Origin of the sequence: Pseudomonas sp. B34(2017) (genome assembly GCF_002112915.1) — a bacterium.
GTDB classification, from domain to species: Bacteria; Pseudomonadota; Gammaproteobacteria; order Pseudomonadales; family Pseudomonadaceae; genus Aquipseudomonas; species Aquipseudomonas pharyngis.
On sequence record NZ_NEJA01000002.1, the window covers coordinates 805,494 to 827,473 of the forward strand.

Annotated in this window: 19 protein-coding genes; 14 read left to right on the forward strand and 5 right to left on the reverse strand. The window is 62.4% G+C overall.

Annotated features, from left to right (window positions below; all coding sequences use genetic code 11):
- Positions 1-4 precede the first annotated feature (4 nt).
- From CAF80_RS09095 to CAF80_RS09130, 8 genes are all read left to right on the forward strand, one after another.
- On the forward strand, positions 5-1,249 hold the full coding sequence (locus CAF80_RS09095) for an MFS transporter (RefSeq protein ID WP_074690762.1): 1,245 nt from the start codon (positions 5-7) through the stop codon (positions 1,247-1,249).
- A gap of 14 nt (positions 1,250-1,263) precedes the next feature.
- A complete protein-coding gene (locus tag CAF80_RS09100; RefSeq protein WP_085667216.1) occupies positions 1,264-2,448 on the forward strand; it encodes an aminotransferase class V-fold PLP-dependent enzyme in 1,185 nt (394 codons plus the stop codon).
- An 82-nt stretch (positions 2,449-2,530) separates the two neighbouring features.
- Positions 2,531-3,046 (forward strand): sigma-70 family RNA polymerase sigma factor, encoded by a 516-nt coding sequence (locus tag CAF80_RS09105; RefSeq protein WP_039771138.1) that lies wholly within the window; start codon positions 2,531-2,533, stop codon positions 3,044-3,046.
- Complete coding sequence (locus CAF80_RS09110; protein ID WP_085667217.1) at positions 3,047-4,024, forward strand: FecR domain-containing protein; 978 nt, start codon at positions 3,047-3,049, stop codon at positions 4,022-4,024.
- Positions 4,025-4,117: 93 nt separating this feature from the next.
- Positions 4,118-6,532 (forward strand): TonB-dependent receptor, encoded by a 2,415-nt coding sequence (locus tag CAF80_RS09115; RefSeq protein ID WP_085667218.1) that lies wholly within the window; start codon positions 4,118-4,120, stop codon positions 6,530-6,532.
- 64 nt (positions 6,533-6,596) lie between these two features.
- Positions 6,597-7,784 carry an ABC transporter substrate-binding protein gene (locus CAF80_RS09120; RefSeq protein ID WP_085667219.1) on the forward strand — a complete coding sequence of 396 codons (1,188 nt, stop codon included), beginning with the start codon at positions 6,597-6,599 and terminating at the stop codon, positions 7,782-7,784.
- Positions 7,781-8,842 carry an iron ABC transporter permease gene (locus tag CAF80_RS09125; RefSeq protein ID WP_085667220.1) on the forward strand — a complete coding sequence of 354 codons (1,062 nt, stop codon included), beginning with the start codon at positions 7,781-7,783 and terminating at the stop codon, positions 8,840-8,842. Before CAF80_RS09120 ends, CAF80_RS09125 begins: the two co-directional genes overlap by 4 nt.
- Positions 8,836-9,591: an ABC transporter ATP-binding protein gene (locus tag CAF80_RS09130; RefSeq protein WP_039771128.1), complete on the forward strand. Its 756-nt coding sequence runs from the start codon at positions 8,836-8,838 to the stop codon at positions 9,589-9,591. Before CAF80_RS09125 ends, CAF80_RS09130 begins: the two co-directional genes overlap by 7 nt.
- A 40-nt stretch (positions 9,592-9,631) precedes the next feature.
- Here CAF80_RS09130 and CAF80_RS09135 read toward each other — a convergent pair whose 3' ends face one another.
- On the reverse strand, positions 9,632-10,159 hold the full coding sequence (locus CAF80_RS09135; RefSeq protein ID WP_085667221.1) for a hypothetical protein: 528 nt from the start codon (positions 10,157-10,159) through the stop codon (positions 9,632-9,634).
- A gap of 42 nt (positions 10,160-10,201) precedes the next feature.
- Entirely contained in the window at positions 10,202-12,328 is a 2,127-nt protein-coding gene (locus tag CAF80_RS09140; RefSeq protein ID WP_085667222.1) for a TonB-dependent receptor domain-containing protein, read from the reverse strand.
- A 143-nt stretch (positions 12,329-12,471) separates the two neighbouring features.
- Between CAF80_RS09140 and CAF80_RS09145 the strand changes: the two genes are divergently transcribed.
- Positions 12,472-12,900 (forward strand): hypothetical protein, encoded by a 429-nt coding sequence (locus CAF80_RS09145; RefSeq protein WP_039771122.1) that lies wholly within the window; start codon positions 12,472-12,474, stop codon positions 12,898-12,900.
- Positions 12,901-12,956: 56 nt separating this feature from the next.
- Here the strand turns inward: CAF80_RS09145 and CAF80_RS09150 are convergent, their stop codons facing one another.
- On the reverse strand, positions 12,957-13,229 hold the full coding sequence (locus tag CAF80_RS09150; RefSeq protein ID WP_039771120.1) for a hypothetical protein: 273 nt from the start codon (positions 13,227-13,229) through the stop codon (positions 12,957-12,959).
- Between the two features lie 67 nt (positions 13,230-13,296).
- Positions 13,297-14,064 carry an AraC family transcriptional regulator gene (locus CAF80_RS09155; RefSeq protein WP_085667223.1) on the reverse strand — a complete coding sequence of 256 codons (768 nt, stop codon included), beginning with the start codon at positions 14,062-14,064 and terminating at the stop codon, positions 13,297-13,299.
- A 223-nt stretch (positions 14,065-14,287) separates the two neighbouring features.
- Between CAF80_RS09155 and CAF80_RS09160 the strand changes: the two genes are divergently transcribed.
- From CAF80_RS09160 to CAF80_RS09180, 5 genes are all read left to right on the forward strand, one after another.
- Positions 14,288-15,919, forward strand: a complete 1,632-nt coding sequence (locus CAF80_RS09160) for an APC family permease (protein WP_085667224.1) — start codon at positions 14,288-14,290, stop codon at positions 15,917-15,919.
- Positions 15,920-15,941: 22 nt separating this feature from the next.
- Positions 15,942-16,868 carry a 4-hydroxyproline epimerase gene (locus CAF80_RS09165; protein WP_085667225.1) on the forward strand — a complete coding sequence of 309 codons (927 nt, stop codon included), beginning with the start codon at positions 15,942-15,944 and terminating at the stop codon, positions 16,866-16,868.
- A gap of 54 nt (positions 16,869-16,922) precedes the next feature.
- Positions 16,923-17,870, forward strand: a complete 948-nt coding sequence (locus tag CAF80_RS09170) for a dihydrodipicolinate synthase family protein (RefSeq protein ID WP_085667226.1) — start codon at positions 16,923-16,925, stop codon at positions 17,868-17,870.
- 80 nt (positions 17,871-17,950) lie between these two features.
- Positions 17,951-19,543, forward strand: coding sequence for an aldehyde dehydrogenase (NADP(+)) (locus CAF80_RS09175; protein ID WP_085667227.1), 1,593 nt, complete (start codon positions 17,951-17,953; stop codon positions 19,541-19,543).
- Entirely contained in the window at positions 19,533-20,795 is a 1,263-nt protein-coding gene (locus CAF80_RS09180) for an FAD-binding oxidoreductase (RefSeq protein ID WP_085667228.1), read from the forward strand. The genes CAF80_RS09175 and CAF80_RS09180 overlap by 11 nt, the downstream gene beginning before the upstream one ends.
- Before the next feature lie 8 nt (positions 20,796-20,803).
- Here the strand turns inward: CAF80_RS09180 and CAF80_RS09185 are convergent, their stop codons facing one another.
- Positions 20,804-21,979 (reverse strand): XylR family transcriptional regulator, encoded by a 1,176-nt coding sequence (locus CAF80_RS09185; protein ID WP_085667229.1) that lies wholly within the window; start codon positions 21,977-21,979, stop codon positions 20,804-20,806.
- Position 21,980 lies beyond the last annotated feature (1 nt).

Below are 21,980 nucleotides of genomic sequence, written 5' to 3' on the forward strand. Positions count from 1 at the left end.
ACTCATGACCCAAGCAGGTGCCATCGCGGGTTCGCGCGTAAGAGTCCTGATTTATCTTCTGTTCGCGATCCAGCTCATTTCGATGGGCGCGATGGAAATGAGCGGGCCGTTCTGGCCTGTCCACCTGCGCGGGCTGACCTCCTCAGACTCGCTTTTCAGCTTCGCCAGCATCGCCGTGTACGTCGGGCCGATGCTGGGCATTATTCTGACCAGTGCATTCTGGGGCCGTATCGGCGACCGCTACGGCCACAAGTTGATGATGATCCGCGCCCTCGCCGGCCTGTCATTGACCCAGCTTGGGCTGGCCCTGTGCAGTGACATCTGGGTGATCCTGATCCTGCGCTTCCTGCAAGGCGCCTTCGCCGGCTACATCGCCCCGGCCCAGGCGTACGGCGTGAGCATTGAAGCACCTTCGCGGCGGGCACGGCTGTTCGCGATCCTGCAGATCTCCACCAACGTCGGCTCGTTGCTCGGCGCAGTGGTCGGCGGACTGATCCTCGATTACGCGACATTCTTCTGGATCAACATGATCGCCGCTGTGTTATGCGCCATCTGCACCGTGGTCGCAGCCGTGACGTTGCCGGATGTACCGCCAGTGAAGAAAGCGCCGGTCGCTGATAAAGCGGCTCCTGCCAGCCATAACACCAGCGTCTGGCAAGGCACGCCCCTGCTGTCGCTGCTGGGTGTCATGGGCATCCTGCTGCTGGCGCGGATGCTGCCGCAGACGTCGTTCTCGCTGTACGTCAGCTCGGTGTTCGAGGTCAGCAACTCGGTGGTCGGGCTGTGCTATGGCTTGCTGGCATTGGGTTTCATTCTGTCGGCAACCGCGTGGTCGCGTTACTTCGAGCACCGTACCCAGCAGGACACCCTGCAACGCATCACTTATGTCGTCCTCGGCTGTATTGCGCTGACGGCCCTTGCCGGCTACACGCGCAACCCGATCGTGTTCGTCGGTGCCTATTTCATCTGGGGCGTATTGCTGGGGGCCACCACGCCGGTGCTGATGGCCCTGATTTCCAAAACCGCCGACAGTTCGCGCCAGGGCTACGTGCTGGGCATTGCCCAAAGCACTGCGCAATTCGCGTCCATTGCCGGGATCTCGGCCGGTGGTCTGCTCAGCCAGGTCTATGGTTTGCAGTACACCTACCTGTTTGTCTGCCTCGCCTACATGCTCGCGCTGATGCCCATCGTTGCCTTGCGCTACCGGCCGATGGTCATGCAACCGAGCCAGATGCCGCCGGGCGACTGACCAAGGAGTTTTCGTTGAACATTGAACAACTGCGCGCCGACACCCCTGGTGTCGAGCAACTGATTCACTTCAACAATGCCGGCGCGGCGCTGATGCCCAATCCAGTCATCGAAGCGGTGACCCGTCACTTGCAACTTGAAACCCGGATCGGCGGTTACGAAGCCGCCGGGCAACAGGCCCGGGAAGTGGAGGATGTCTACGACGCCATCGGCCAACTGATCAACGCGCGTCCCGATGAAATCGCGGTGATCGAAAACGCCACCCGCGCCTGGGACATGGCCTTCTATTCATTGCCGCTGCGGCCTGGTGATGTGGTGCTGACGTCGACTACCGAATACGCCGGCAACTACATTCCCTATCTGCAACTCAAGCAGCAGCGCGGCATCGAGATCAGGGTCATTCCCAACGATGAACAGGGACAGGTGTCATTGCCGGCGCTGCGGGACATGCTCGGCGATGACCGGGTTGCCCTGGTGTCGCTGCCGGTGATCGCCACCAACGGCGGCCCGGTGCAGCCGATCGAGCAGATCGGCGCCCTCGCCCGCTCGGCCGGGGTTCTGTTTCTGCTGGATGCCTGTCAGGGCGTCGGGCAGATGCCGATCGATGTGCAGAAAATCGGCTGTCATATGCTGGCGGCCACCAGCCGCAAATACCTTCGTGGCCCTCGGGGCATGGGGTTTCTCTACGTCGAAAAAACCTTGTGCGAAAACCTCGAACCGACGTTTCTCGACCTGCACGCGGCCTCATTGCTGACCCCGGACACCTTCAAGATCCGAGGCGACGCCCGACGATTTGAAAACTGGGAATGCAACGTTGCCGCGAAACTGGGCATGGGGGCGGCGGCCCGTTACGCCCTGGCGCAAGGCATCGAACCGATGTGGCAGCGCATTCAACGATTGTCGGCACACTTGCGCAATCGCCTGACCGACCTGCCCGGGGTGACGCCGCAGGATCGAGGGGCGGTCAAGTCAGGCATCGTCACCTTCACCTGCCAGGGCACCAGCGCGGCGCAAGTCCAGACATGGCTGGCGCAGCAGGAAAAACGCGTCAATGTCACCACCTCGACTTTCCGCTCGACGCTGCTCGACATGCAGCAGCGGGACCTGCTGGAAGTCAGCCGGGCATCACTGCACGCCTACAACACCGAGGCGGAAATCGATGCCATGGCGGACGCGTTGATGAGAATGCCACGCGCCTGAAAACGGATACGAATCGCGCTTGCGTCGCAGGCTCTTTGTAAACTAGCATTGGGAATACTTCTCAATTGCAAAACACTCAGCCATGAGCGAAACCCTTCCCGCGAACAACGACAACCATCTGCGCGTGATCGAAGCGCTGTACAGCGGCCATCACGGCTGGCTGTACGCCACGCTGAAGAAAAAACTGGGTAACGCCATGGATGCGGCGGATCTGGCGCAGGATACCTTCACCCGGATCCTCGCCTCCCAAGTCACGACCATCGAGCAACCCCGGGCCTACCTGAGTTGCGTGGCGAAGGGCATCCTCATCAACTGGTATCAGCGCAAGGCACTGGAACGCGCCTACCTTGATGCCCTCGCGCATTTGCCCGCACCGGAAGTGCCCTCCCCCGAACTGCGCTTCGTGGTGCTGGAAACCCTGCACGAAATCGACGCGATGCTCGACACCTTGCCGCCGCTGGTCAAACGCGCGTTCCTGCTGTCGCAGATCGGCGGCTTGAAATACGCCGACATCGCCGAGCAGCTGGACGTCTCGCTGATCACCGTCAAGCGCTACATGAAACAGGCTTTCGTGCAGTGCCTGATGCTGGTGGAATGAATGCTTACGCGCCGCAGTGAACCGCCGCTCGATCCGAAAATACTCGAAGAAGCCGCCGAGTGGCTGATGCGTCTGAGCGAAAACGACCTCAGCGAAACCGAGCGTGCGGAGTGGGAGTACTGGAAAGTCAGCAGCCCCGAGCGCAACCGGGCGTGGGCCCGCGCGCAGTTGCTGCAAAGCAAGTTCGGCGGCCTGCCGCCGTCGCTGGCGATGTCGGCGCTGGATCGCCCGAGTAACCCGGAACGCCGCGCAGCGCTGGGCAAACTGGCCTTGCTGCTGGCGGCGATACCCGCCGGTTGGGGCAGCTGGAAACTGGCGCAGTCGCAGCAATGGTCCGCCGATTACCACACCGCCGTCGGGCAGCGTCGCGAACTGACCCTGGCCGACGGCTCGCAAATCACCCTGAACACCGACACGGCCATCGACGTTCTGTTCGACACCCGGCAGCGGCTGATCCATTTACGCGAAGGCGAAATCCTGGTGCAGACTGCGCCGGACAACGCCGCGCAGCCTCGACCTTTTCTGGTCAGCACCCGTCAGGGCCGGATGCAGGCGCTGGGCACGCGCTTCACCGTTCGTGAATGGCAGCCGCGCACCCAACTCGCAGTGCTCGAAGGCGCTGTGCAAGTCGAGCTGGCCGACAGCCCACAGAGCGCGCCGATCATCGTCAACGCCGGGCAACGTACCGACTTTTCATCACAGGCCTTTGGCTCGCTGAACCCGACCGACCGCAACGTTGGCGCCTGGACCGAGGGCATGCTGATGGCGGACAAGATGCGGCTGGCGGATTTTGTTGTCGAACTGGCGCGCTATCGCCGAGGCATTGTGCGGTGCGATCCAGCCATTGCCGACCTGCGCATTTCCGGGGCCTTTCCCATCAGTGATACCCAACGCTCGCTGAACATGCTGGCGCAGACCTATCCCGTGCGCGTCTCCGGGCACTTGAGTGGTTACTGGGTGACGCTCTCACCCGCCTGAGCAAAAAAATCACCGCACGGGTGATACTTTTTTTGATCTCGGCTGGCTATGAAAGGAACAACCATTCCACCTCGTCCATAGGGTCATCCCTTCATGCTCGTTGCACGACCCTTGCTTGCGGATCGTCTGCTAAAGCCCGTTATGCGCGGCGTGTTGCTCAGCGTTGTGCTGGGCCTGGCCAGCAGCGCGCTCGCCGAGGCAGCCAGGCCGGTGCAGCTGGACGTGGTCACTGTGCGAGCCTACAACATCGGGCCCGGCCCGCTTGGCGTGACCCTCTCGAGCTTTGCCGTGGACGCCGGTATCGCCTTGTCGTTTCAGCCGTCGATCACCGAAGGCCTCGTCAGCCCTGGATTGTCCGGCAGCTACTCGGTGCAGGAAGCGGTGTCTCGACTGCTCGAAGGCAGTGGCCTGGAGATGGTCGCTCGCAGCGACGGGACCTGGACGCTGGTAGTACGCCGGGTCACGTTGTCGGACACCACGGTCGAAGGCATCGACACGCGCACCGACAGCTTGCCGCCGGTGCTTGCGGGCGGTCAGGTCGCCCGCGGCGGACGCCTTGGCATTCTGGGCAACCGCGATGCGATGGATGCTCCGTTCAGTGTCAGCAGCTACACCTCGACACTGATCAAGGACCAGCAGGCTGTCACCGTCGGCGACTTGCTGGAGCGCGACTCATCGGTGCGTTCCACAGGGCAGACAGGGGGGATTGTCGACTCGTTCTTCATCCGTGGTTTTCCGGTCGGCGAAGGCAACCTCGGTGAATTGGCGTTCGACGGCGTGTACGGCGTGGCCTCCAACTACCGGGTGTTCACCGAGTACGCCGAACGGATCGAACTGGTCAAAGGCCCCGGCGCCCTGCTCTACGGCATGTCGCCCAACAGCGGTGTCGGCGGCGTGATCAACGTGGTACCCAAGCGTTCACTGGACGAAGACCTGACTCGTTTCACCACCAGTTACGCCTTGAATACCCAGCTCGGCGGCCACCTCGATGTCAGCCGACGCTTCGGTGAAGAACGCCGCTTCGGCGTGCGGATCAATGGCAGCGTCCAGCAAGGCGATACGGCTATCGACAAGCAATCCCGAGAGGTCGGTATCGGCGCGATGTCCCTCGACTACCAGGGCGAACGCCTGCGCACCACCCTGGACCTGATCAATCAGAAAGAGAGTTTCGACGCCGCATCCCGCCCCTTCCTGATTGCCTCCGGCGTGGAGATTCCGTCCGCAGCCAACGGCCGCACCAGCGTCAGCCAGGAATGGGGCTGGTCGGAAACCCGCGACAAATCGGCGTTGCTCGGCGGCGAATACGACCTCAACGACAACCTGACCGTGTTCGCCCACGCCGGCGGTGGCCGATCGGATGTCGCGCGCATGTCCGACCAGACGCCGACCATCATCAATGAAGCGGGCGACACCTCGTCGATCCCCGGCTATTACAAATTCGAAGTCCAGCGCTACACCGTCGATGCCGGTGCGCGGCTGCGGTTCGACACCGGGCCGATCAGTCATAGCACGGCGCTACAAGTCACCCGCTACCGCGATAACTTGTCCCGGGGGATTATTTCCGGCCCGGCGATCCTGTCGAACATCTATCACCCGCTCGATCGCCCGAAACCCGCGATCGCCAAGCCGGATACCCCGAAGGTTTCCGAAAGCGAGCTGTCGGGCGTGGCCCTCGCCGACACCCTGTCGGTGCTCGATGAACACCTCCAGGTCACGCTCGGCGTGCGCCAGCAGAACATCAAGTCGGATAACTACAACACGGCAGGCTCAATCACCACGTCCTACGACAAAAGCAAATCCACGCCGCTGTTCGGGATCGTCGCCAAGCCCTGGGACCACGTCTCGCTCTACTACAACTACGTCGAAGGCCTGGGCAAGGGTGACATCGCGCCGTCTGCCGCTGCCAACGCGGGCGAGATCTTTTCCCCTTATGTGTCGCGCCAGCAGGAAGTCGGGGTCAAGCTCGACTACGGCCGTTTCATGTCCACCATCGCCCTGTTCCAGCTTGAAAAGCCCAGCGGTGAACTGGCATCCGGGGTGTTCTCGGTCAATGGCGAACAGCGCAACCGGGGCGTCGAACTGAACATGGCGGGCGAGATTGCAACAGGCACACGCCTGATCGGGGGCGTGACGCTGCTCGACGGCGAACTGACCCGAACCGGTGTCGCTGCCAACCGTGGCAACAAACCGGTCGGGGTTCCCGAAGTGCAAGCCAACCTCTGGGCCGAATGGGACGTGCCGCAAGTCGAAGGCCTGACATTGACCAGCGGCGCGATCTACACCGGCACCCAGTACGTCAATCAGGCCAACACCCAACAACTGGACGCCTGGACCCGCTTCGATGTCGGCGCGCGCTACGCCACCCGCATCGCCGAACGGCCGACCACTTTGCGGGCCACCGTGCAGAACGTGTTTGACCGTGAATACTGGTCGGGCGTCGCCTCCTACGGCGCGTTCTCCCAGGGCGCGCCTCGGACCTTGTTGCTCTCGGCCACTGTCGATTTCTGAAACGTCCGGTCCGGAGCGGCGCCTGGCGTCGTGGTCCGATCCGGCTTTTGCAAAGGCATACACCATGGTTAATGTTTTTCGCCGCCGCCAGACCTTCGCCGCCCTGCTGATCGCCGGGCTGCTGGGTTTGTCGATTTCTTCCTTGATGCCAAGCCGCGTACAGGCTGGCGAAGCGGATCCGGCACTGGGCACCGTGACTGACTTGCAGGGCCGCACGGTCAAGGTTCACCTGCCGGTGCGCCGGGTCATTCTGGGTGAAGGTCGCCAGCTGTATCTGGTGGCCGCGCTGGATACGCAGAACCCTATCGAACGCATCGTCGGCTGGCGCAAGGATTTGATCCAGTCCGACCCGGACACCTATAACGCCTACCTGCGCAAATTCCCCGACATCGCGAAAATCCCGACCTTCGGCGGTTTCGAGAGCGGCACCTTCGACATCGAGCAGGCGATCTCGCAGAAGCCTGACGTGATCATCCTCAACATCGAAGCGCAGCACGCAACCGAGGATGCCCGCTACATCGAGAAACTCGATGCCCTGGGCATCCCGGTGGTGTACGTCGACTTTCGCAACAACCCCATGCAGAACACCGAGCCGACCATGCGTCTGTTCGGCAAGTTGTTCGGCAAGGAAGAGCGCGCCGAAGCCTTCATCGATTTTCGTAACCAGCAGATCCACCGCGTCACCGACGTGATCGAGAAATACCATCCTGCCCGTCCCAACGTGTTCATCGAGCGCATCGGTGGCTATACCGATGATTGCTGCCTGAGTTTCGGCAACGAGAACTTTGGTCTGTTCGTCGACATGGCCGGTGGCAATAACATCGCCCGTCGGATCATTCCGAGCACCTTTGGGCAACTGAACCCTGAGCAAGTGATCGTCGCCAATCCCGACCATGTGGTGGTTACCAGCGCCGACTGGGAAGCCTTTGCACCGGGCGGCCATTGGGTCGGCGTCGGCCCGGGCGCAGACCTGACCGAAGCCCGGCGCAAACTGGCCTGGTACACCCAGCGCCCGGCCTACGCCGGCATCAAGGCGCAAAACACTCAGGCGTTTCATGCGATCTGGCACCAGTTTTACAACAGCCCTTACCAGTTCGTGGCCATTCAGCAATTGGCCAAATGGTTCCACCCGGAACTGTTCGCTGATCTTGATCCCGATGCGGCATTTCGCGAGATGCACGAGCGCTTCCTGCCGGTGCCGTATGAACCGGGCTATTTCGTCAGCCTGCAAAAAACCGAGGTCAAGCCATGAGTTCGCTGGGCGAAGCACCGATTGTGCAGAGCGTCACCTACCGGCGGCTGGTGCTGCGTAAACGGCTGATTCTGTTGGGGCTGGCCGTGCTGCTGATCTTCAGCGTGTTGCTCGATCTGGCACTGGGCCCGGCCCGTTACAGCCTCAGCGAAGTGCTCGGTGCTTTGATCTCGCCGGAAACCGCATCGGCACAAGTGCGGGTGGTCATGTGGGACATCCGCCTGCCGGTGGCGTTGATGGCGGTCGCTGTCGGCGCGGCGCTTTCGCTCGCCGGGGCGCAGATGCAGACCATCCTCAACAACCCGCTCGCCAGCCCGTTCACCCTCGGTATCTCGGCGGCGGCCGGTTTCGGCGCGGCGCTGGGGCTGGCCTTCGGCGTGGCGCTGTTTCCGCTGGCGGCGCAATACATGGTGCCGCTCAACGCGTTCATCATGGCGATGCTCTCGGCGCTGTTGATTCACTTCATGAGCATGCGTCGTGGCGTGACCGCCGAAACCATCGTGCTGCTCGGCATCGCCCTGGTGTTTACCTTCAATGCGTTACTGGCGCTGGTGCAGTTTTTCGCCACCGAACAAGCCGTGGCAGCCGTGGTGTTCTGGACCATGGGCAGCCTGACCAAGGCCACGTGGCCGAAACTCGGGGTGATCTGCGTGGTGATCCTCATCACCCTGCCGATCTTCGCCAAACGTGCGTGGGCGATGACGGCCCTGCGCCTGGGCGACGACAAGGCTGCGAGTTTCGGCATCAACGTGCGCAGCCTGCGCTTTCAGACGCTGATCATGGTCAGTCTGCTCGCGTCGTTTCCGGTGGCGTTCGTTGGCACGATCGGCTTCATCGGGCTGGTTGGGCCGCACATCGCGCGGATGCTGATCGGCGAGGATCAGCGTTTTTTCTTGCCGGCCTCGTTGCTGACCGGTGCGCTGATCCTGTCCGCCAGTTCGGTGGTCAGCAAGACCCTGATCCCGGGAGCGATATTCCCCATTGGCGTGGTCACATCGCTGATCGGTGTGCCGTTCTTCATTTCTCTGATTCTCAACGGTAAGAAAAACTCATGGTGAAGATCCGGCTCGACAACCTCGGCGCCCGCTACGGGCAGCGCGAGATCATTTCCGGTGTCAGCACCGCGACGTTTACCGGTGGCCAGGTCGTGGCCGTCGTCGGCCCCAACGCGGCAGGCAAATCGACGCTGTTCAAGCGCATGGCCGGGCTGATCGACGGGCCGGGCGAAGTGATTCTGGAAGGCTCGAAAAAAGGCACTCAAGGCATCAGCTACATGCCCCAGGGCCTGAACGCCAGCGCCCGGCTCACGGTGTACGAATCGGTGCTGCTGGCGCGCAAGCAACTGACGCCCAACTGGGCGGTTCACGATGATGAACTGAAACTGGTGGACGAGATTCTCGAAGCGCTCGGGATCACCGAACTGTCGTTTCGCAACCTCGGTGAGCTGAGCGGCGGCCAGCAGCAATTGGTGTCAATCGCCCAGACGCTGGTGCGCGAACCGGAAATCCTGCTGATGGACGAACCCACCAGCGCACTCGACATGCACCGGCAGGTTCAGGTGTTGAACTTCATGAAAGCCCTCGCGCGCCGTCGCGAAGTGATCGTCTTCATCGCCATCCACGACCTGAATCAGGCGCTGCGCTTTGCCGATCAGGTGCTGGTCATCGCGGGTGGCACGGCCCATGGCAGCGGACCCAGCCATGAAGTCATCACCGAGCCGATGCTGCGCGCGGTCTACAAGGTCGAGGCGCGGATCGAGCAATGCAGTCGCGGGCAGCACCATATTCTGATCGATGACATTGTTTGAGGGTTGCACCGTCAAACCGCAAACGCAGGGATGCCGAGAGCTATTTCGTGACGGGTAGAAATTTCAGGCAGGCGAAACCGGTCTTGATACGCAATTGTTGGATGGACTGGACACTTTCCTGATCGCCGACCTTTTTCACTACACCGATCCCGCAGTGATACTGGTCGTACTTGAACACCGGAATGATGCCGGGCTTGGTCTCGCTCCAGAAACCGGTCTTTATGGTGTAGACAGCGCCTTCCTGAGGCGTGAAGGAAAAAGGTATCTGGCACTGAGTACCGCCCACTACATCGCGGTAAGTCAGCACCAGTTCTTTACCGACGGCGACTTTGGACTCGATGAAGTCGCCGTTATAGGAAAGCGGCGTAAAGCCGGCATAACAACTTTTTTCGTTGAACGTCATCGCGTCCAGCGTTGTGCCACGATCATATTTAAGGCGAACGGTCGCAGAAGGCTCATCCGGGCGGGGAAACTCGTACTGTTTGCCCATGAACAGTGACGTGCAACCACTGAGCGCAAACGACCCGGCCAACAGTGCACACCAACCAAACTTGTATTTACCGACCATCAACCAGTCCTTGAGACGTTTGAATAGGGAACTGCCTGCCCCTCAGAGCAAACTCCACGACACCCCGACATACATCGCCATGCCCTCACCAGGCGTGGAGCGTGCGGCGTCCAGACCTTTATCGTCATAGCCCGGCGTAACTGTAGCGGCGTAGTGCTTGTCGGTCAGGTTGCGCATGTCCAGCCAGGTCTGCCAGTCGCCTTTCGGTGCGTTGTAACCGAGGGTCGCACCGAAGGTGGCGTAAGGATCGGCGTAATAGCTGTTGGCGTAATCCACTGCGGTTTTCGAGACCAGTTGCGTGTTGACCGCCGCGAAGAAACCCTGCGGGAAGTCGTAGCGCAGTTCGCCCTGGTAGTAATGCATCGGCAGGCCCGGCAAGCGGTTATCACCGAAGCGGTCGTCGTCGCGGTAGTGGAAATCGCTGAAGGTGTAGGCCTGACGCAGGCTCAACTTGCCGCCATCGTTTGCTGACCACAGGTTGCTGTTCAGGCTGGCTTCAATACCTTGGTGCACGGTCGGGCTGGCGTTGAGTTCGTAAGGCGTGGTCGCGTTGGCGTCCGGCAATACCGAGAGCAATTCGTGGCGCACCTGAGCGTAGTACCAGGCCAGGCTCCATTCACCGAGCGCACTGTCGCCACGGCCGCCGAGTTCCAGGGTGGTCGCGGTCTGATTCTGCAGCTTGACCGGGTCGCGCTGGGCGCCGGTGGCGGCGCCGCTGCCGGTCGGGAAGCGTACGTTGGAGCTGTAGGTCAGCGACCACGGATGCGGCGCTTCGACCGAGCGGCTCAGGTTGCCGAACAGTTGCAAGTCCGGCGTCAGCTGATAGCGCAGACCCAGACGTGGCGCGTAATCCCAGTCACCGAGGCTGGTCTTGCCGCCACCCTCAGGGTAGGTCACCGCGCTTTCGCGACGGGTGTAGATCGCGGCGAGGCCGGTGGTCAGCCACAGGTCATCGGCGATTTCCAGGTCGTTGCCCACGTGCAGGACAGAATCCGAACCCTGATACGTAAAGTTGCGCATGTGAGTGCCCGGCGCATAGCCGGCGGTGTTGCCGACAGGAATCCGCACCAGCTCGCTGGCCCCGTCGTTGGGCAGGTGTTTGGTCACTCGCAGGCCCACGGTGCTGTTGCTCTCCATCCCCCAGAGCGTGTCGCGGCGCTTGTAGTCAAACGTGCCGCTGACATCGGTGTACGCCACTTTCAGGCGATTGGGGCCTTCGCGCAGGTCCATCGGGTAATCGTGATAAACCAGACCGGTCTGGATGCTCGAATCGTCATCGATGTAGTACGTGGTCTTGTTGCCGATGAAGGTGCTGCCGGGCTGATCGCGGCTGTCGTTGCGCGTCACGTAGGCCGGGTTGGCCGCGCGTGGATCGTGCTCGATGGAGTGTTTGGTCACCCGGCCGGCGAGGTCGTTGTCGGTCTCGCGGTGACGAATGTAGAAGCGGGTTTCCAGATTCGGATTGAAGCGATAACCGAAGTTGGCGATCACGCCCTGGCTCTTGCTGGCGGTGTGATCCTGATAACCGTCGGAATGCGCGTCGGTCATCGACAGGTAGTAATCGAAGTCACCCAGCACCTGGCCCGAGCTGACTTGCCGCTGGGAATAACCGTGGCTGCCCATGACATAGCGCACATTCAGCAGTGGCGCGTTATAGCCCGTGTGGCTGACGTAATCGACGGCGCCACCGAGGGCCAGCGCACCGCGATCAAAACCGTTGGCGCCGCGCAGCACTTCCACATGATCCAGCCACAGCGGCTCCAGCAGTTCATAAGGCGTGCCGCCGGGGCCGGTCAGCGGCAGACCGTCGAGCATCGTGTACAGCCCCGAGGCGTGGGCGCCGGGGGCACGGTTGATGCCAGAGCCACGGATTGAGATTTTCGTTCCTTCGTTGCCCGCCGACTGGGCATAGACACCGGGCTGATACGCCAGCACGTCCTGATTGCTCGCGACCCGGCCCTGCAATGGCTGGCGCATATCGACCACGTTGCTGCCACCCGGCACCTGGGCCAGACGAGCCTTCGCCTCTTCCACCGACAGATCGTCACCGCTCTGATCCTCGGCCCCGATCAGCACTTGCCCCAGTTCCAGCCCCTGGGATTGCGCCTTGACCGGACAGACAAGGGCCAGCCCCAGCAAGGCAGCGGGCAGGGTTTTCAGCGAAGGCATCGGGTGAACTCCAGACAGGCGGGAACGGACAGTGACAACTGCGACGCAGGAAAGAACGAAGGAAACACATGGCGATTTTGTTTTTTGTCAGGTAAACAGGCGGCTGAAATGCCGGGCTGTGATTTGAACAAGGAGATGCAGGGATGGCCGAAGAAGTTCTGAAGTCGAAGATGGTCAACTTTCTGGTGACCGATGCTGAACTGAACTACGACGATGTGGGCGAATTCTACGAGGTCGTGGGGAGCGGCAATGTCGGCGTACTGGCCGGGGTGCTCGAGGGATTCAGAAATCACTATGGCGGATTGTGGGTGGGCGGCAGAGTCACCGTCACCGAAAACGCCGTTTACTTGAATGCCAATGCCATGAACCGCATGGTTCAGGACGGGACACTGGATGTCGAGATACCAATGCCGGCGATCCGCAAGGTCACCGTCGAAGGCGGTTTCGTGACAAAGATCGTCCGTCTCGACACAGACGCCTACAGTGTCAAATTCCGCTGCTACGGTGCCAAGGACGTTGCCTCGCTGATCGCCAGGCAGGCCCTTTCGCAGTCGTTGAAACGCGCGCGGTAGTGCTGGTCTGAAGACAACAGCGCCACCGGCCTTTGAGGTGGCGACTGGGTCCCCCGTCAATTCTTGCACTTGGCCAACACCACCTGACAGGTGTTGGGCGTTCCGCCCGAACGTCCGGCATAGCGCACGCAGTTATTCATGGATTTTTTTTGCGCGATACCCAGGGTCGCTCCCCACGCGAGACCACCCTCCCCTGATGTCGGCACCGCTTTGGCATAGCAGCGATCACCGGTGGTCGCATAGTGAGCATTGCTCGAACAGGACGCCGTCAGCGTCAGCAGGATCGCGCACAGGCCATACGAGCATCGGCGTACCCAGAATTCGCTCATCTCGTTTCACCTGCAGCAAGTGGGGCTGACCTGTTCAGTCTAGCCGCGATGACTCGCAAACCGCTCATTACTCTGTCGCCTGCCGGTACTGACGCGGGGTGAACCCGGTCGAGGCCTTGAACTGCCGGGTGAAGGCGCTGTGATCGGTGTAGCCGCATTGCAGCGCCACCTCGGTGATCGGCAGCTCGGTGTGCAACAGGCGATGGGCATGTTCCAGCCGCACTTTCTGAATCATCTGCCTCGGCGTAAGGTGAAAGACCCGTTTGCAGTAGCGCTCCAGTTGCGCCACCGAAATGCCGGCGATCCGGGTCAGCTCACCCAGCGTCACCCGACGATTGAAATGCGCGCGGATGTGTTCGTCGACCGCCGCCAGGCGCTGAAACGCCGGGTGGGTTTCGCTGGCCGATTGCAGGTCCACCGAAATCCCCGCGAGGCCGATGATCTCGCCGTCGCGGTTGTACAGCGGACGCTTGTGCGTCAGGCACCAGCCCGGTTCGCGACTGCCGTACAGGTGCAGTTCCAGCTGATCCTCCAGCACGAAGCCTTCTTCCAGCACCCGCCGATCCTGCTCGGTATAACCCGGCCCCAGTTGCGCCGGAAACACCTGCGCACTGGTTTTGCCGAGCAGCGGTTTCAGGTCTTTCAGCCCACAGCGCTGCACCAGCGTGCGATTGGCCAGGACGTAACGCGCCTGCACATCCTTGATGAAAATCGCCGCGTTCGGAATCACGTCCAGCATCGGCAACAGCGGTGCCACCCCCGCCAACAGCGCTTCGAGGGTGTGGGGACGATTGTGCTCATCGCCCTGGCTCAGGATCGCAAATGCGTTCTGCATGGTGACGGTTTTCCCCGGTGAGTGGATCGGGCTGAGGCGTTCGCGTGCAGATTGCAGCAACGTTTGCGGCGTGTCGAGCGCCGCTGTCTTTCTTCGCAACTGTGCCGATTTCGTCATCCGCAGCTGCGCAAAACATCAATCGCCCGACGCCCGATGAGTTCACTGTTTAGCCGTTCCAGTGACTCACACCTGCCTATCCAATAACTCACAAGAAGGCGATGCCATGTCAGGCCAAGGCAAGTTCAAAAAACAACTTTCATTGATCGACCTCACCTTTATCGGGCTGGGGGCGATCTTCGGTTCCGGCTGGTTGTTCGCGGCCAGTCACGTGTCGGCGATTGCCGGGCCGGCGGGAATTTTTTCCTGGTTGCTGGGCGGGTTCGCCGTGTTGCTGCTGGGCATCGTCTACTGCGAACTGGGCGCGGCATTGCCCCGCGCTGGCGGTGTGGTGCGCTACCCGGTTTACAGCCACGGGCCGCTGCTCGGTTACCTGATGGGTTTTATTACGCTGATCGCGTTTTCCAGTCTGGTGGCGATCGAGGTGGTCGCTTCGCGCCAATACGCGGCAGCCTGGTTTCCGAGCCTGACCAAGGCCGGCAGCGGTGACCCGACCCTGCTCGGCTGGCTGGTGCAGTTCGGCCTGCTGTGCGTGTTCTTCCTGCTCAACTACCGCAGCGTGAAGACCTTCGCCAAGGCCAACAATCTGGTCAGCGTGTTCAAGTTCATCGTACCGCTGCTGGTGATCGGCGTGCTGTTCACCTTCTTCAAACCGGAAAACTTTCAGGTTCAGGGCTTCGCCCCATTCGGACTCTCGGGTATCGAGATGGCCGTCTCCGCCGGCGGTGTGATCTTCGCCTATCTGGGACTGACCCCGATCATTTCGGTGGCCAGCGAAGTGAAGAACCCGCAACGCACCATCCCGATTGCGCTGATCCTGTCGGTGCTGCTTTCCACCGCGATCTACGTATTGCTGCAAACGGCCTTCCTCGGCGGCATCCCGACCGAACTCCTCGCCAATGGCTGGGCCGGGGTTTCCAAGGAGTTCGCCCTGCCGTATCGCGACATCGCCCTGGCACTGGGCGTGGGCTGGCTGGCGTATCTGGTCGTCGCGGACGCGGTGATCTCCCCCAGCGGCTGCGGCAACATCTACATGAACGCCACCCCTCGGGTGATCTACGGCTGGGCGCAGACCGGCACCTTCTTCAAGGTCTTCACTCACATCGACGCGAAGTCCGGCATCCCGCGTCCGGCGTTGTGGCTGACCTTCGCCCTGTCGGTGTTCTGGACTCTGCCGTTCCCATCGTGGGAAGCACTGATCAACGTGGTGTCCGCCGCGCTGGTGCTGAGTTACGCAGTGGCTCCGGTGACCGTCGCCGCGCTGCGTCGCAATGCCCCCGACATGCCGCGCCCGTTCCGGGTCAAGTGCATGGGCGTGCTGGGGCCGGTGTCGTTCATCATCGCTGCGCTGATCGTTTACTGGTCGGGCTGGAACACCGTGTCCTGGCTGCTCGGCCTGCAAATTCTGATGTTCGTCGTCTACCTGCTCTGCGGCCGCTTCGTGCCGACCGCCCACCTCAGCCTGTCCCGCCAAGTGCGCTCGTCGGCGTGGCTGATCGCCTTCTACGCGGTGACCATCGTCCTGTCGAAACTCGGCACCTTTGGTGGTCTGGGCGTCCTCACCCATCCGTTCGACACCCTGGTCGTCGCGGCCTGTGCGATGGGCATCTATTACTGGGGCGCCGCCACCGGCGTACCGGCACACCTGCTGCGTCTGGAATCGGAAGAGGATGAAAGCGAAGTCGCTTCGCCGTCCCCCGCCTCCGCCGCCAATCCTCGCGCTGCCGGCGCTTACTGAAATCACTCAACGGGACCTGTCCATGAAACGAGTACACGTCATTGATTCCCACACCGGCGGCGAACCCACGCGTCTGGTGATGAAAGGTTTTCCCGATCTGCCCGGCCGCACCATGGCCGAGAAGCGCGACGCCCTGCGCAACCAGCACGACCAATGGCGCCGCGCCTGCCTGCTGGAACCGCGTGGCAACGATGTGCTGGTGGGCGCGCTGTATTGCGAGCCGGTGTCGCCGGACGCTACCTGCGGCGTGATCTTCTTCAACAACGCCGGTTACCTCGGCATGTGCGGCCACGGCACCATCGGCCTCGTTGCATCGCTGCAACATCTGGGGCTGATCGCACCGGGGGTGCACAAGATCGACACGCCGGTCGGCCCGGTCAGCGCCACGCTGCATGAAGACGGCGCCGTGACGCTCGGCAACGTGCCCGCCTATCGCTCACGCAAGCAGGTGGCGGTGGAAGTGCCGGGATACGGTCGTTTCCTCGGCGACGTGGCCTACGGCGGCAACTGGTTTTTCCTGGTCTCCGAGCACGGCCAGACGCTGACGATGGACAACGTCGACACCCTGACCGACCTCACCTGGAAAATGCTCAAGGCCCTCGAAGACCAAGGCATCCATGGCGAGGACGGCGCGCTCATCGACCACATCGAACTGTTCGCCGATGACGCCGAGGCCGACAGCCGCAACTTCGTCATGTGCCCCGGCAAAGCCTACGACCGCTCCCCTTGCGGCACCGGCACCAGCGCCAAACTCGCTTGCCTGGCCGCCGACGAAAAACTCGCCCCCGGCGAGCGCTGGGTGCAGGCGAGCATCACCGGCAGCCAGTTCGAAGGCCGCTTCGAATGGGAAGGCGAACGCATCCGCCCCTACATCAGCGGCCGCGCCCACATGACCGCCGACAGCACGTTGCTGATCGACGAAACCGATCCGTTCGCGTGGGGCATCTGAGCCGCTGCGCTGCACTTCAAACCCCTCTGAATGACCGTTCCAAGGAGAACAATAATGAGCGACAACATCTTCACCGGTTGCATGCCCGCCCTGATGACCCCGTGCACCGCCGCGCGCAAACCGGACTTCGATGCCTTGGTGGCCAAGGGTCGCGAACTGACCGACATCGGCATGAGCGCGGTCGTGTACTGTGGCTCGATGGGTGACTGGCCGCTGCTCACCGAAGCCGAGCGTCAGGAAGGCGTGGCGCGGCTGGTGGCCGCCGGGATTCCGACCATCGTCGGCACCGGCGCGGTCAACACCCGTGAAGCGGTGTCCCACGCGGCCCATGCGGCGAAAGTCGGCGCGCGGGGCTTGATGGTGATTCCTCGGGTGCTGTCCCGTGGCGCTTCGGCGGCGGCGCAAAAAGCCCACTTCGCGGCGATTCTGCAAGCCGCGCCGAACCTGCCGGCGGTGATCTACAACAGCCCTTACTACGGCTTCGCCACCCGCGCCGATCTGTTCTTCGAGCTGCGCCGTGAATACCCGAACCTGATCGGTTTCAAGGAATTCGGCGGTGGCGCCGATCTGCGCTACGCCGCTGAAAACATCACCTCCAAGGATGATGACGTGACCTTGATGGTCGGTGTCGACACCCAGGTCGTGCACGGTTTCGTCAACTGCAACGCCACCGGCGCCATCACCGGCATCGGCAACGCCCTGCCCCGCGAAGTGCTGCAACTGGTGGCCCTGAGCAAGCAGGCCGCCAAGGGTGACGCCAAGGCCCGACGTCAGGCCCGGGAGCTGGAATCGGCGCTGGCGGTGCTGTCGTCCTTCGACGAAGGCACGGATCTGGTGCTGTATTACAAACACTTGATGGTGCTCAACGGCGACAAGGAATACACCCTGCATTTCAACGAAACCGATGCCTTGAGCGACTCGCAACGCCGTTACGCGGAAGCCCAGTACGCGCTGTTCCGTCACTGGTACGAAAACTGGTCGGCGCAGCAGAACTTCGCCTGACCTGCCGCTGCGCTCCAGCCCGCCGCCACCCACGGCGGCGGGCCTTATTCGTGACCTGTTTTATTGATAAGGAATGCGCCATGACTCTGACGGGCCAACTGCTGATCGGTCAGCAAACCCTCACCGGCGACCGCGACTTCATCCACGGGATCAACCCCGCCACCAACACCCCATTGGAGCCGGCCTACGCCGGTGGTTCTGCCGAACATGTCGAGCAGGCCTGCGCACTGGCCTGGGCGGCGCTCGACCGTTATCGCGAGACATCGCTCGAGGCACGGGCCGAATTCATTGAAACCATCGCCTGCGAAATCGAAGCGCTCGGTGATGAACTGATCGACCGCGCCCTGGCCGAAACCGGCCTGCCGCGCCCGCGCCTACTGGGTGAACGGGGCCGCACCTGCCAGCAACTGCGCTTGTTTGCCCGCACCGTACGGGCCGGTGAATGGCTGGATGTGCGAGTCGACAGCGCGCAACCGCAGCGCCAGCCAATGCCGCGTTCGGATCTGCGTCAGCGCCAGATCCCACTGGGACCGGTGGCCGTGTTTGGCGCGAGCAACTTTCCACTGGCGTTCTCGGTGGCCGGTGGCGATACCGCTTCGGCCCTGGCCGCCGGTTGCCCGGTGATCGTCAAGGCCCACGGCGCGCATCCCGGCACTAGCGAGTTGGTCGGACGTGCAGTGGCGCGGGCGGTGAAGGCCTGTGATTTGCCGGAAGGTGTGTTCTCGTTGTTGTACGGCTCCGGCCGCGAAGTCGGCATTGCGCTGGTCAGCGATCCACGGATCAAGGCTGTCGGCTTCACCGGTTCGCGCAGTGGCGGGCTCGCGCTGATCAAAGCGGCACAAGCCCGGCCCGAGCCGATTCCGGTGTATGCGGAAATGAGTTCGATCAACCCGGTGTTGCTGTTTGCGGCAGCGCTGCAGAATCGCGCCGAGGCGTTGGCCCAAGGGTTTGTGGCTTCGCTGACGCTGGGCGCCGGTCAGTTCTGCACCAATCCCGGTCTGGTCATCGCCCACAAGGGGCCGGCGTTGGACGCCTTCATTGGCGCCACCACCGAACTGATCCAGCGCAGCCCCGCGCAGACCATGCTGACGCCGGGGATTTTCAATGCCTATGAGTCCAGCGTGAATGCCCTCGCGGAAAATGCCCGGGCGCGTATTGCCGCTGTCGGCCAGCGCGCGACGGAACCGAATCAGGGCCAGGCTCATGTGTTCATCACCGATGCCGCCGACTTCCTCGCCGATCATTCGTTGCAGGCCGAAGCCTTCGGCGCCGCGTCCTTGATCGTGCAATGCGCCAGCGACGCTGAAATCCGTCAGGTGCTCGAACAGCTGGAAGGCCAGTTGACCGCCACGCTGCACTTGGATGACGAGGATCTGCAACAGGCCCGCGCCTTGCTGCCGACCCTGGAGCGCAAGGCCGGACGCCTGCTGGTCAACGGCTGGCCGACCGGCGTTGAAGTCTGCGATGCGATGGTGCATGGCGGGCCGTTCCCGGCGACCTCCGATTCGCGCACCACCTCAGTGGGCACGGCGGCGATCCTGCGTTTTCTGCGCCCGGTCTGCTATCAGGATTTTCCCGACAGCCTGTTGCCCATCGCGCTCAAACACGCCAATCCACTGTCGCTGCGTCGCTTGCTCGATGGCCAAAGGGAAACCGCGAAAAATGCCGAATAACCCGCACGACATCGCCGTGGTCGGCGCCGGCATCATTGGCGTCGCCAGCGCCATGCGCCTGGCCCGTCAGGGTTTGCGGGTGGTGGTGATCGATCCGCAGGAACCGGGCCACGGCGCCTCGTTCGGCAACGCCGGGCATCTGGCGACCGAGCAGGTGTTTCCGATTGCCGACAGCTCGATCCTCAAACGTCTGCCGGCCATGCTCATGGACCCGATGGGGCCGCTGCGCCTGGACTGGAAATACCTGCCCCGCGCCCTGCCCTGGTTTACGCGGCTGTTGCTGAACCTGCGCTCGGCGCCGTTCCAGCGCACCGTTGCCGGATTGCGGGCACTCAATGAAAGCTCGCTCGACGCCTGGCACCGCTTGCTCAATGACATCCAGCGTCCCGAGCTGCTGAAGATGGAAGGCTCGCTGCTGGTGTTCGAACGACCCGACTCACGCCCGGCACTCGAAGCACTGCAGCGACGCATGCAACAGCAACAAGTGCCAGTCGATTGGTGGCAGGCCGGAGCGGTACGCGGGACCGCGCCGCAACTCAGCGAACGGATTCAGGGCGGACTGTTTTTCCCGAACACCGGGCATTTCATCGACCCCTACCGCGTCGTGCGTGAGTTGGTGGAAGCGGCGAAAGCCAGCGGCGTGCAGTTTGTGAAGCAGGCGGTTCAGGGCGGAAAACTGCACGAGCATGGCGTCAATCTGATGACCGGAACCGGCGCCCTGTCCGCTCGCCAGGTACTGATCGCCTGTGGCGCCCACTCGGCAAAACTCACCGCTGCACTGACTGGCAAAAAAGTCCCGCTGGACACCGAACGCGGCTATCACCTGATGCTGCCTCACGAACACAACCGGCTGCCCTTCCCCGTCACCTCGCTGGAGCGCAAATTCATCATGACCCCGATGTCCGACGGGCTGCGCCTGGCCGGCACCGTCGAATTCGCCGGCCTCGAAGCCCCACCCACCATGGCCCGCGCCTGGCAGTTGCATCGGTTGAGCAAGGGCTTGTTTCGTGATGAGTTGAGTGTCGAAGCAGCCACACCGTGGATGGGGTTTCGGCCGTCGCTGCCGGACTCGCTGCCGGTGATCGATCGGGTGTGTGACGGGAGGGTGTTGCTTGCGTTCGGGCATCAGCATCTGGGGCTGACGCAGGCGGCGGTGACGGCGGAGATGGTTGAAGAGATGGTTTCACCATCGGCGCAGGACACGGCGCGCATTCTGCCGGTGCGCGAGCCCTATCGGCTGGATCGCTTTTGAGTGACCGTCTATCTGGCGCCCTGCTGATATTCACGGGGCGTACACCCGAACTCTCGGCGGAACACCGTGTGCAGGTACTGCGCGGATTTGAAACCGCACGCGCGGGCAACGTCCGCAATCGGCGTGTCGGTTTTTTCCAGCCCGCGGGTGGCCGCCGCCAGTTTGAAACGCAGAATCTCGTCATGCACGCTGCAACCACGCACCGCACGAAAATGCGACTCCAGCGAGGAACGCGACACGCCGACATAAGCCGCCACTTGCGCGGTCTTGATGCCCTGGCAGGCATATTGGCGGATGAACAGCAGCGCCTGCATCACGTAGGGGTTGCCCAAAGGTTGATGCAAGCTCGACACCTGGACGTTGATCGCTTCAGGCGGGATCAGGACATGCGCGCCCGTTGACGGTTTGCCGTGGAGCATCTGGTGCAGCAGTTGCGCGGCGGTGCGGCCCATGGTTTCGGTGCCCTGGATCACCGAACTCAGGGGAACCCGGGTCAGGCTGCGGGTCAGCGGGTCATTGTCGATGCCGATCAGCGCCACCTGCTCCGGCACGGCGATGCCGGCGGTCAGGCAGGCTTGCAGCAACTGCCGGGCGCGGGCGTCACTGACCGCGATGATGCCAATCGGCTTGGGCAGGCTTTGCAGCCAGGCGATCAACTGTTCGACGGCGCTGTCCCACAGCGGTGCACTGGTGCCCATGCCGCGATAGACCTCGGCGTGCAAGCCGTCACGCTGCATCAATCGAAGAAAAGCCTTTTCGCGCTCCTGAGCCCAACGATTGGCCTGCGCTTCGGGCAGGCTGAAGCAGGCGAACCGTTGCAGCCCGGCCTCGATCAGGTGTTCGTAAGCCAGTGTGATCAGCGCGTTGTTGTCGGTGGCGACGTACGGGATTCCTTTCGGATAAGCCCGCTCATCCTGATAAGAACCACCCACCGCCACCACGGGCAGCTTGATATCGGCCAGCGCCTCGCCGATCAACGGGTCGTCGAAGTCGGCAATGATGCCGTCGCCCTGCCAGCGCTCGATGCCCTTCAAGCGGCAGAGAAAATCCTCTTCCAGAAACAGATCCCAGGACGCGCGCGTGCTGCTCAGGTAGTTGCCGATGCCGCTGATGATGCCGCGGTCATAGATCTTGCTCCCGTTGAACAACAGGGCGATGCGGTGAACAGGCGGTACGGTTTTCATT

Coding starts and splice junctions, on each gene's coding strand:
- CAF80_RS09095 (WP_074690762.1), top strand. CDS start 5: ATGACCCAAGCAGGTGCCATCGCGGGTTCGCGCGTAAGAGTCCTGATT.
- CAF80_RS09105 (WP_039771138.1), top strand. CDS start 2,531: ATGAGCGAAACCCTTCCCGCGAACAACGACAACCATCTGCGCGTGATC.
- CAF80_RS09110 (WP_085667217.1), top strand. CDS start 3,047: ATGCTTACGCGCCGCAGTGAACCGCCGCTCGATCCGAAAATACTCGAA.
- CAF80_RS09115 (WP_085667218.1), top strand. CDS start 4,118: ATGCTCGTTGCACGACCCTTGCTTGCGGATCGTCTGCTAAAGCCCGTT.
- CAF80_RS09120 (WP_085667219.1), top strand. CDS start 6,597: ATGGTTAATGTTTTTCGCCGCCGCCAGACCTTCGCCGCCCTGCTGATC.
- CAF80_RS09125 (WP_085667220.1), top strand. CDS start 7,781: ATGAGTTCGCTGGGCGAAGCACCGATTGTGCAGAGCGTCACCTACCGG.
- CAF80_RS09130 (WP_039771128.1), top strand. CDS start 8,836: ATGGTGAAGATCCGGCTCGACAACCTCGGCGCCCGCTACGGGCAGCGC.
- CAF80_RS09135 (WP_085667221.1), bottom strand. CDS start 10,159: ATGGTCGGTAAATACAAGTTTGGTTGGTGTGCACTGTTGGCCGGGTCG.
- CAF80_RS09140 (WP_085667222.1), bottom strand. CDS start 12,328: ATGCCTTCGCTGAAAACCCTGCCCGCTGCCTTGCTGGGGCTGGCCCTT.
- CAF80_RS09145 (WP_039771122.1), top strand. CDS start 12,472: ATGGCCGAAGAAGTTCTGAAGTCGAAGATGGTCAACTTTCTGGTGACC.
- CAF80_RS09150 (WP_039771120.1), bottom strand. CDS start 13,229: ATGAGCGAATTCTGGGTACGCCGATGCTCGTATGGCCTGTGCGCGATC.
- CAF80_RS09155 (WP_085667223.1), bottom strand. CDS start 14,064: ATGCAGAACGCATTTGCGATCCTGAGCCAGGGCGATGAGCACAATCGT.
- CAF80_RS09160 (WP_085667224.1), top strand. CDS start 14,288: ATGTCAGGCCAAGGCAAGTTCAAAAAACAACTTTCATTGATCGACCTC.
- CAF80_RS09165 (WP_085667225.1), top strand. CDS start 15,942: ATGAAACGAGTACACGTCATTGATTCCCACACCGGCGGCGAACCCACG.
- CAF80_RS09170 (WP_085667226.1), top strand. CDS start 16,923: ATGAGCGACAACATCTTCACCGGTTGCATGCCCGCCCTGATGACCCCG.
- CAF80_RS09175 (WP_085667227.1), top strand. CDS start 17,951: ATGACTCTGACGGGCCAACTGCTGATCGGTCAGCAAACCCTCACCGGC.
- CAF80_RS09180 (WP_085667228.1), top strand. CDS start 19,533: ATGCCGAATAACCCGCACGACATCGCCGTGGTCGGCGCCGGCATCATT.
- CAF80_RS09185 (WP_085667229.1), bottom strand. CDS start 21,979: ATGAAAACCGTACCGCCTGTTCACCGCATCGCCCTGTTGTTCAACGGG.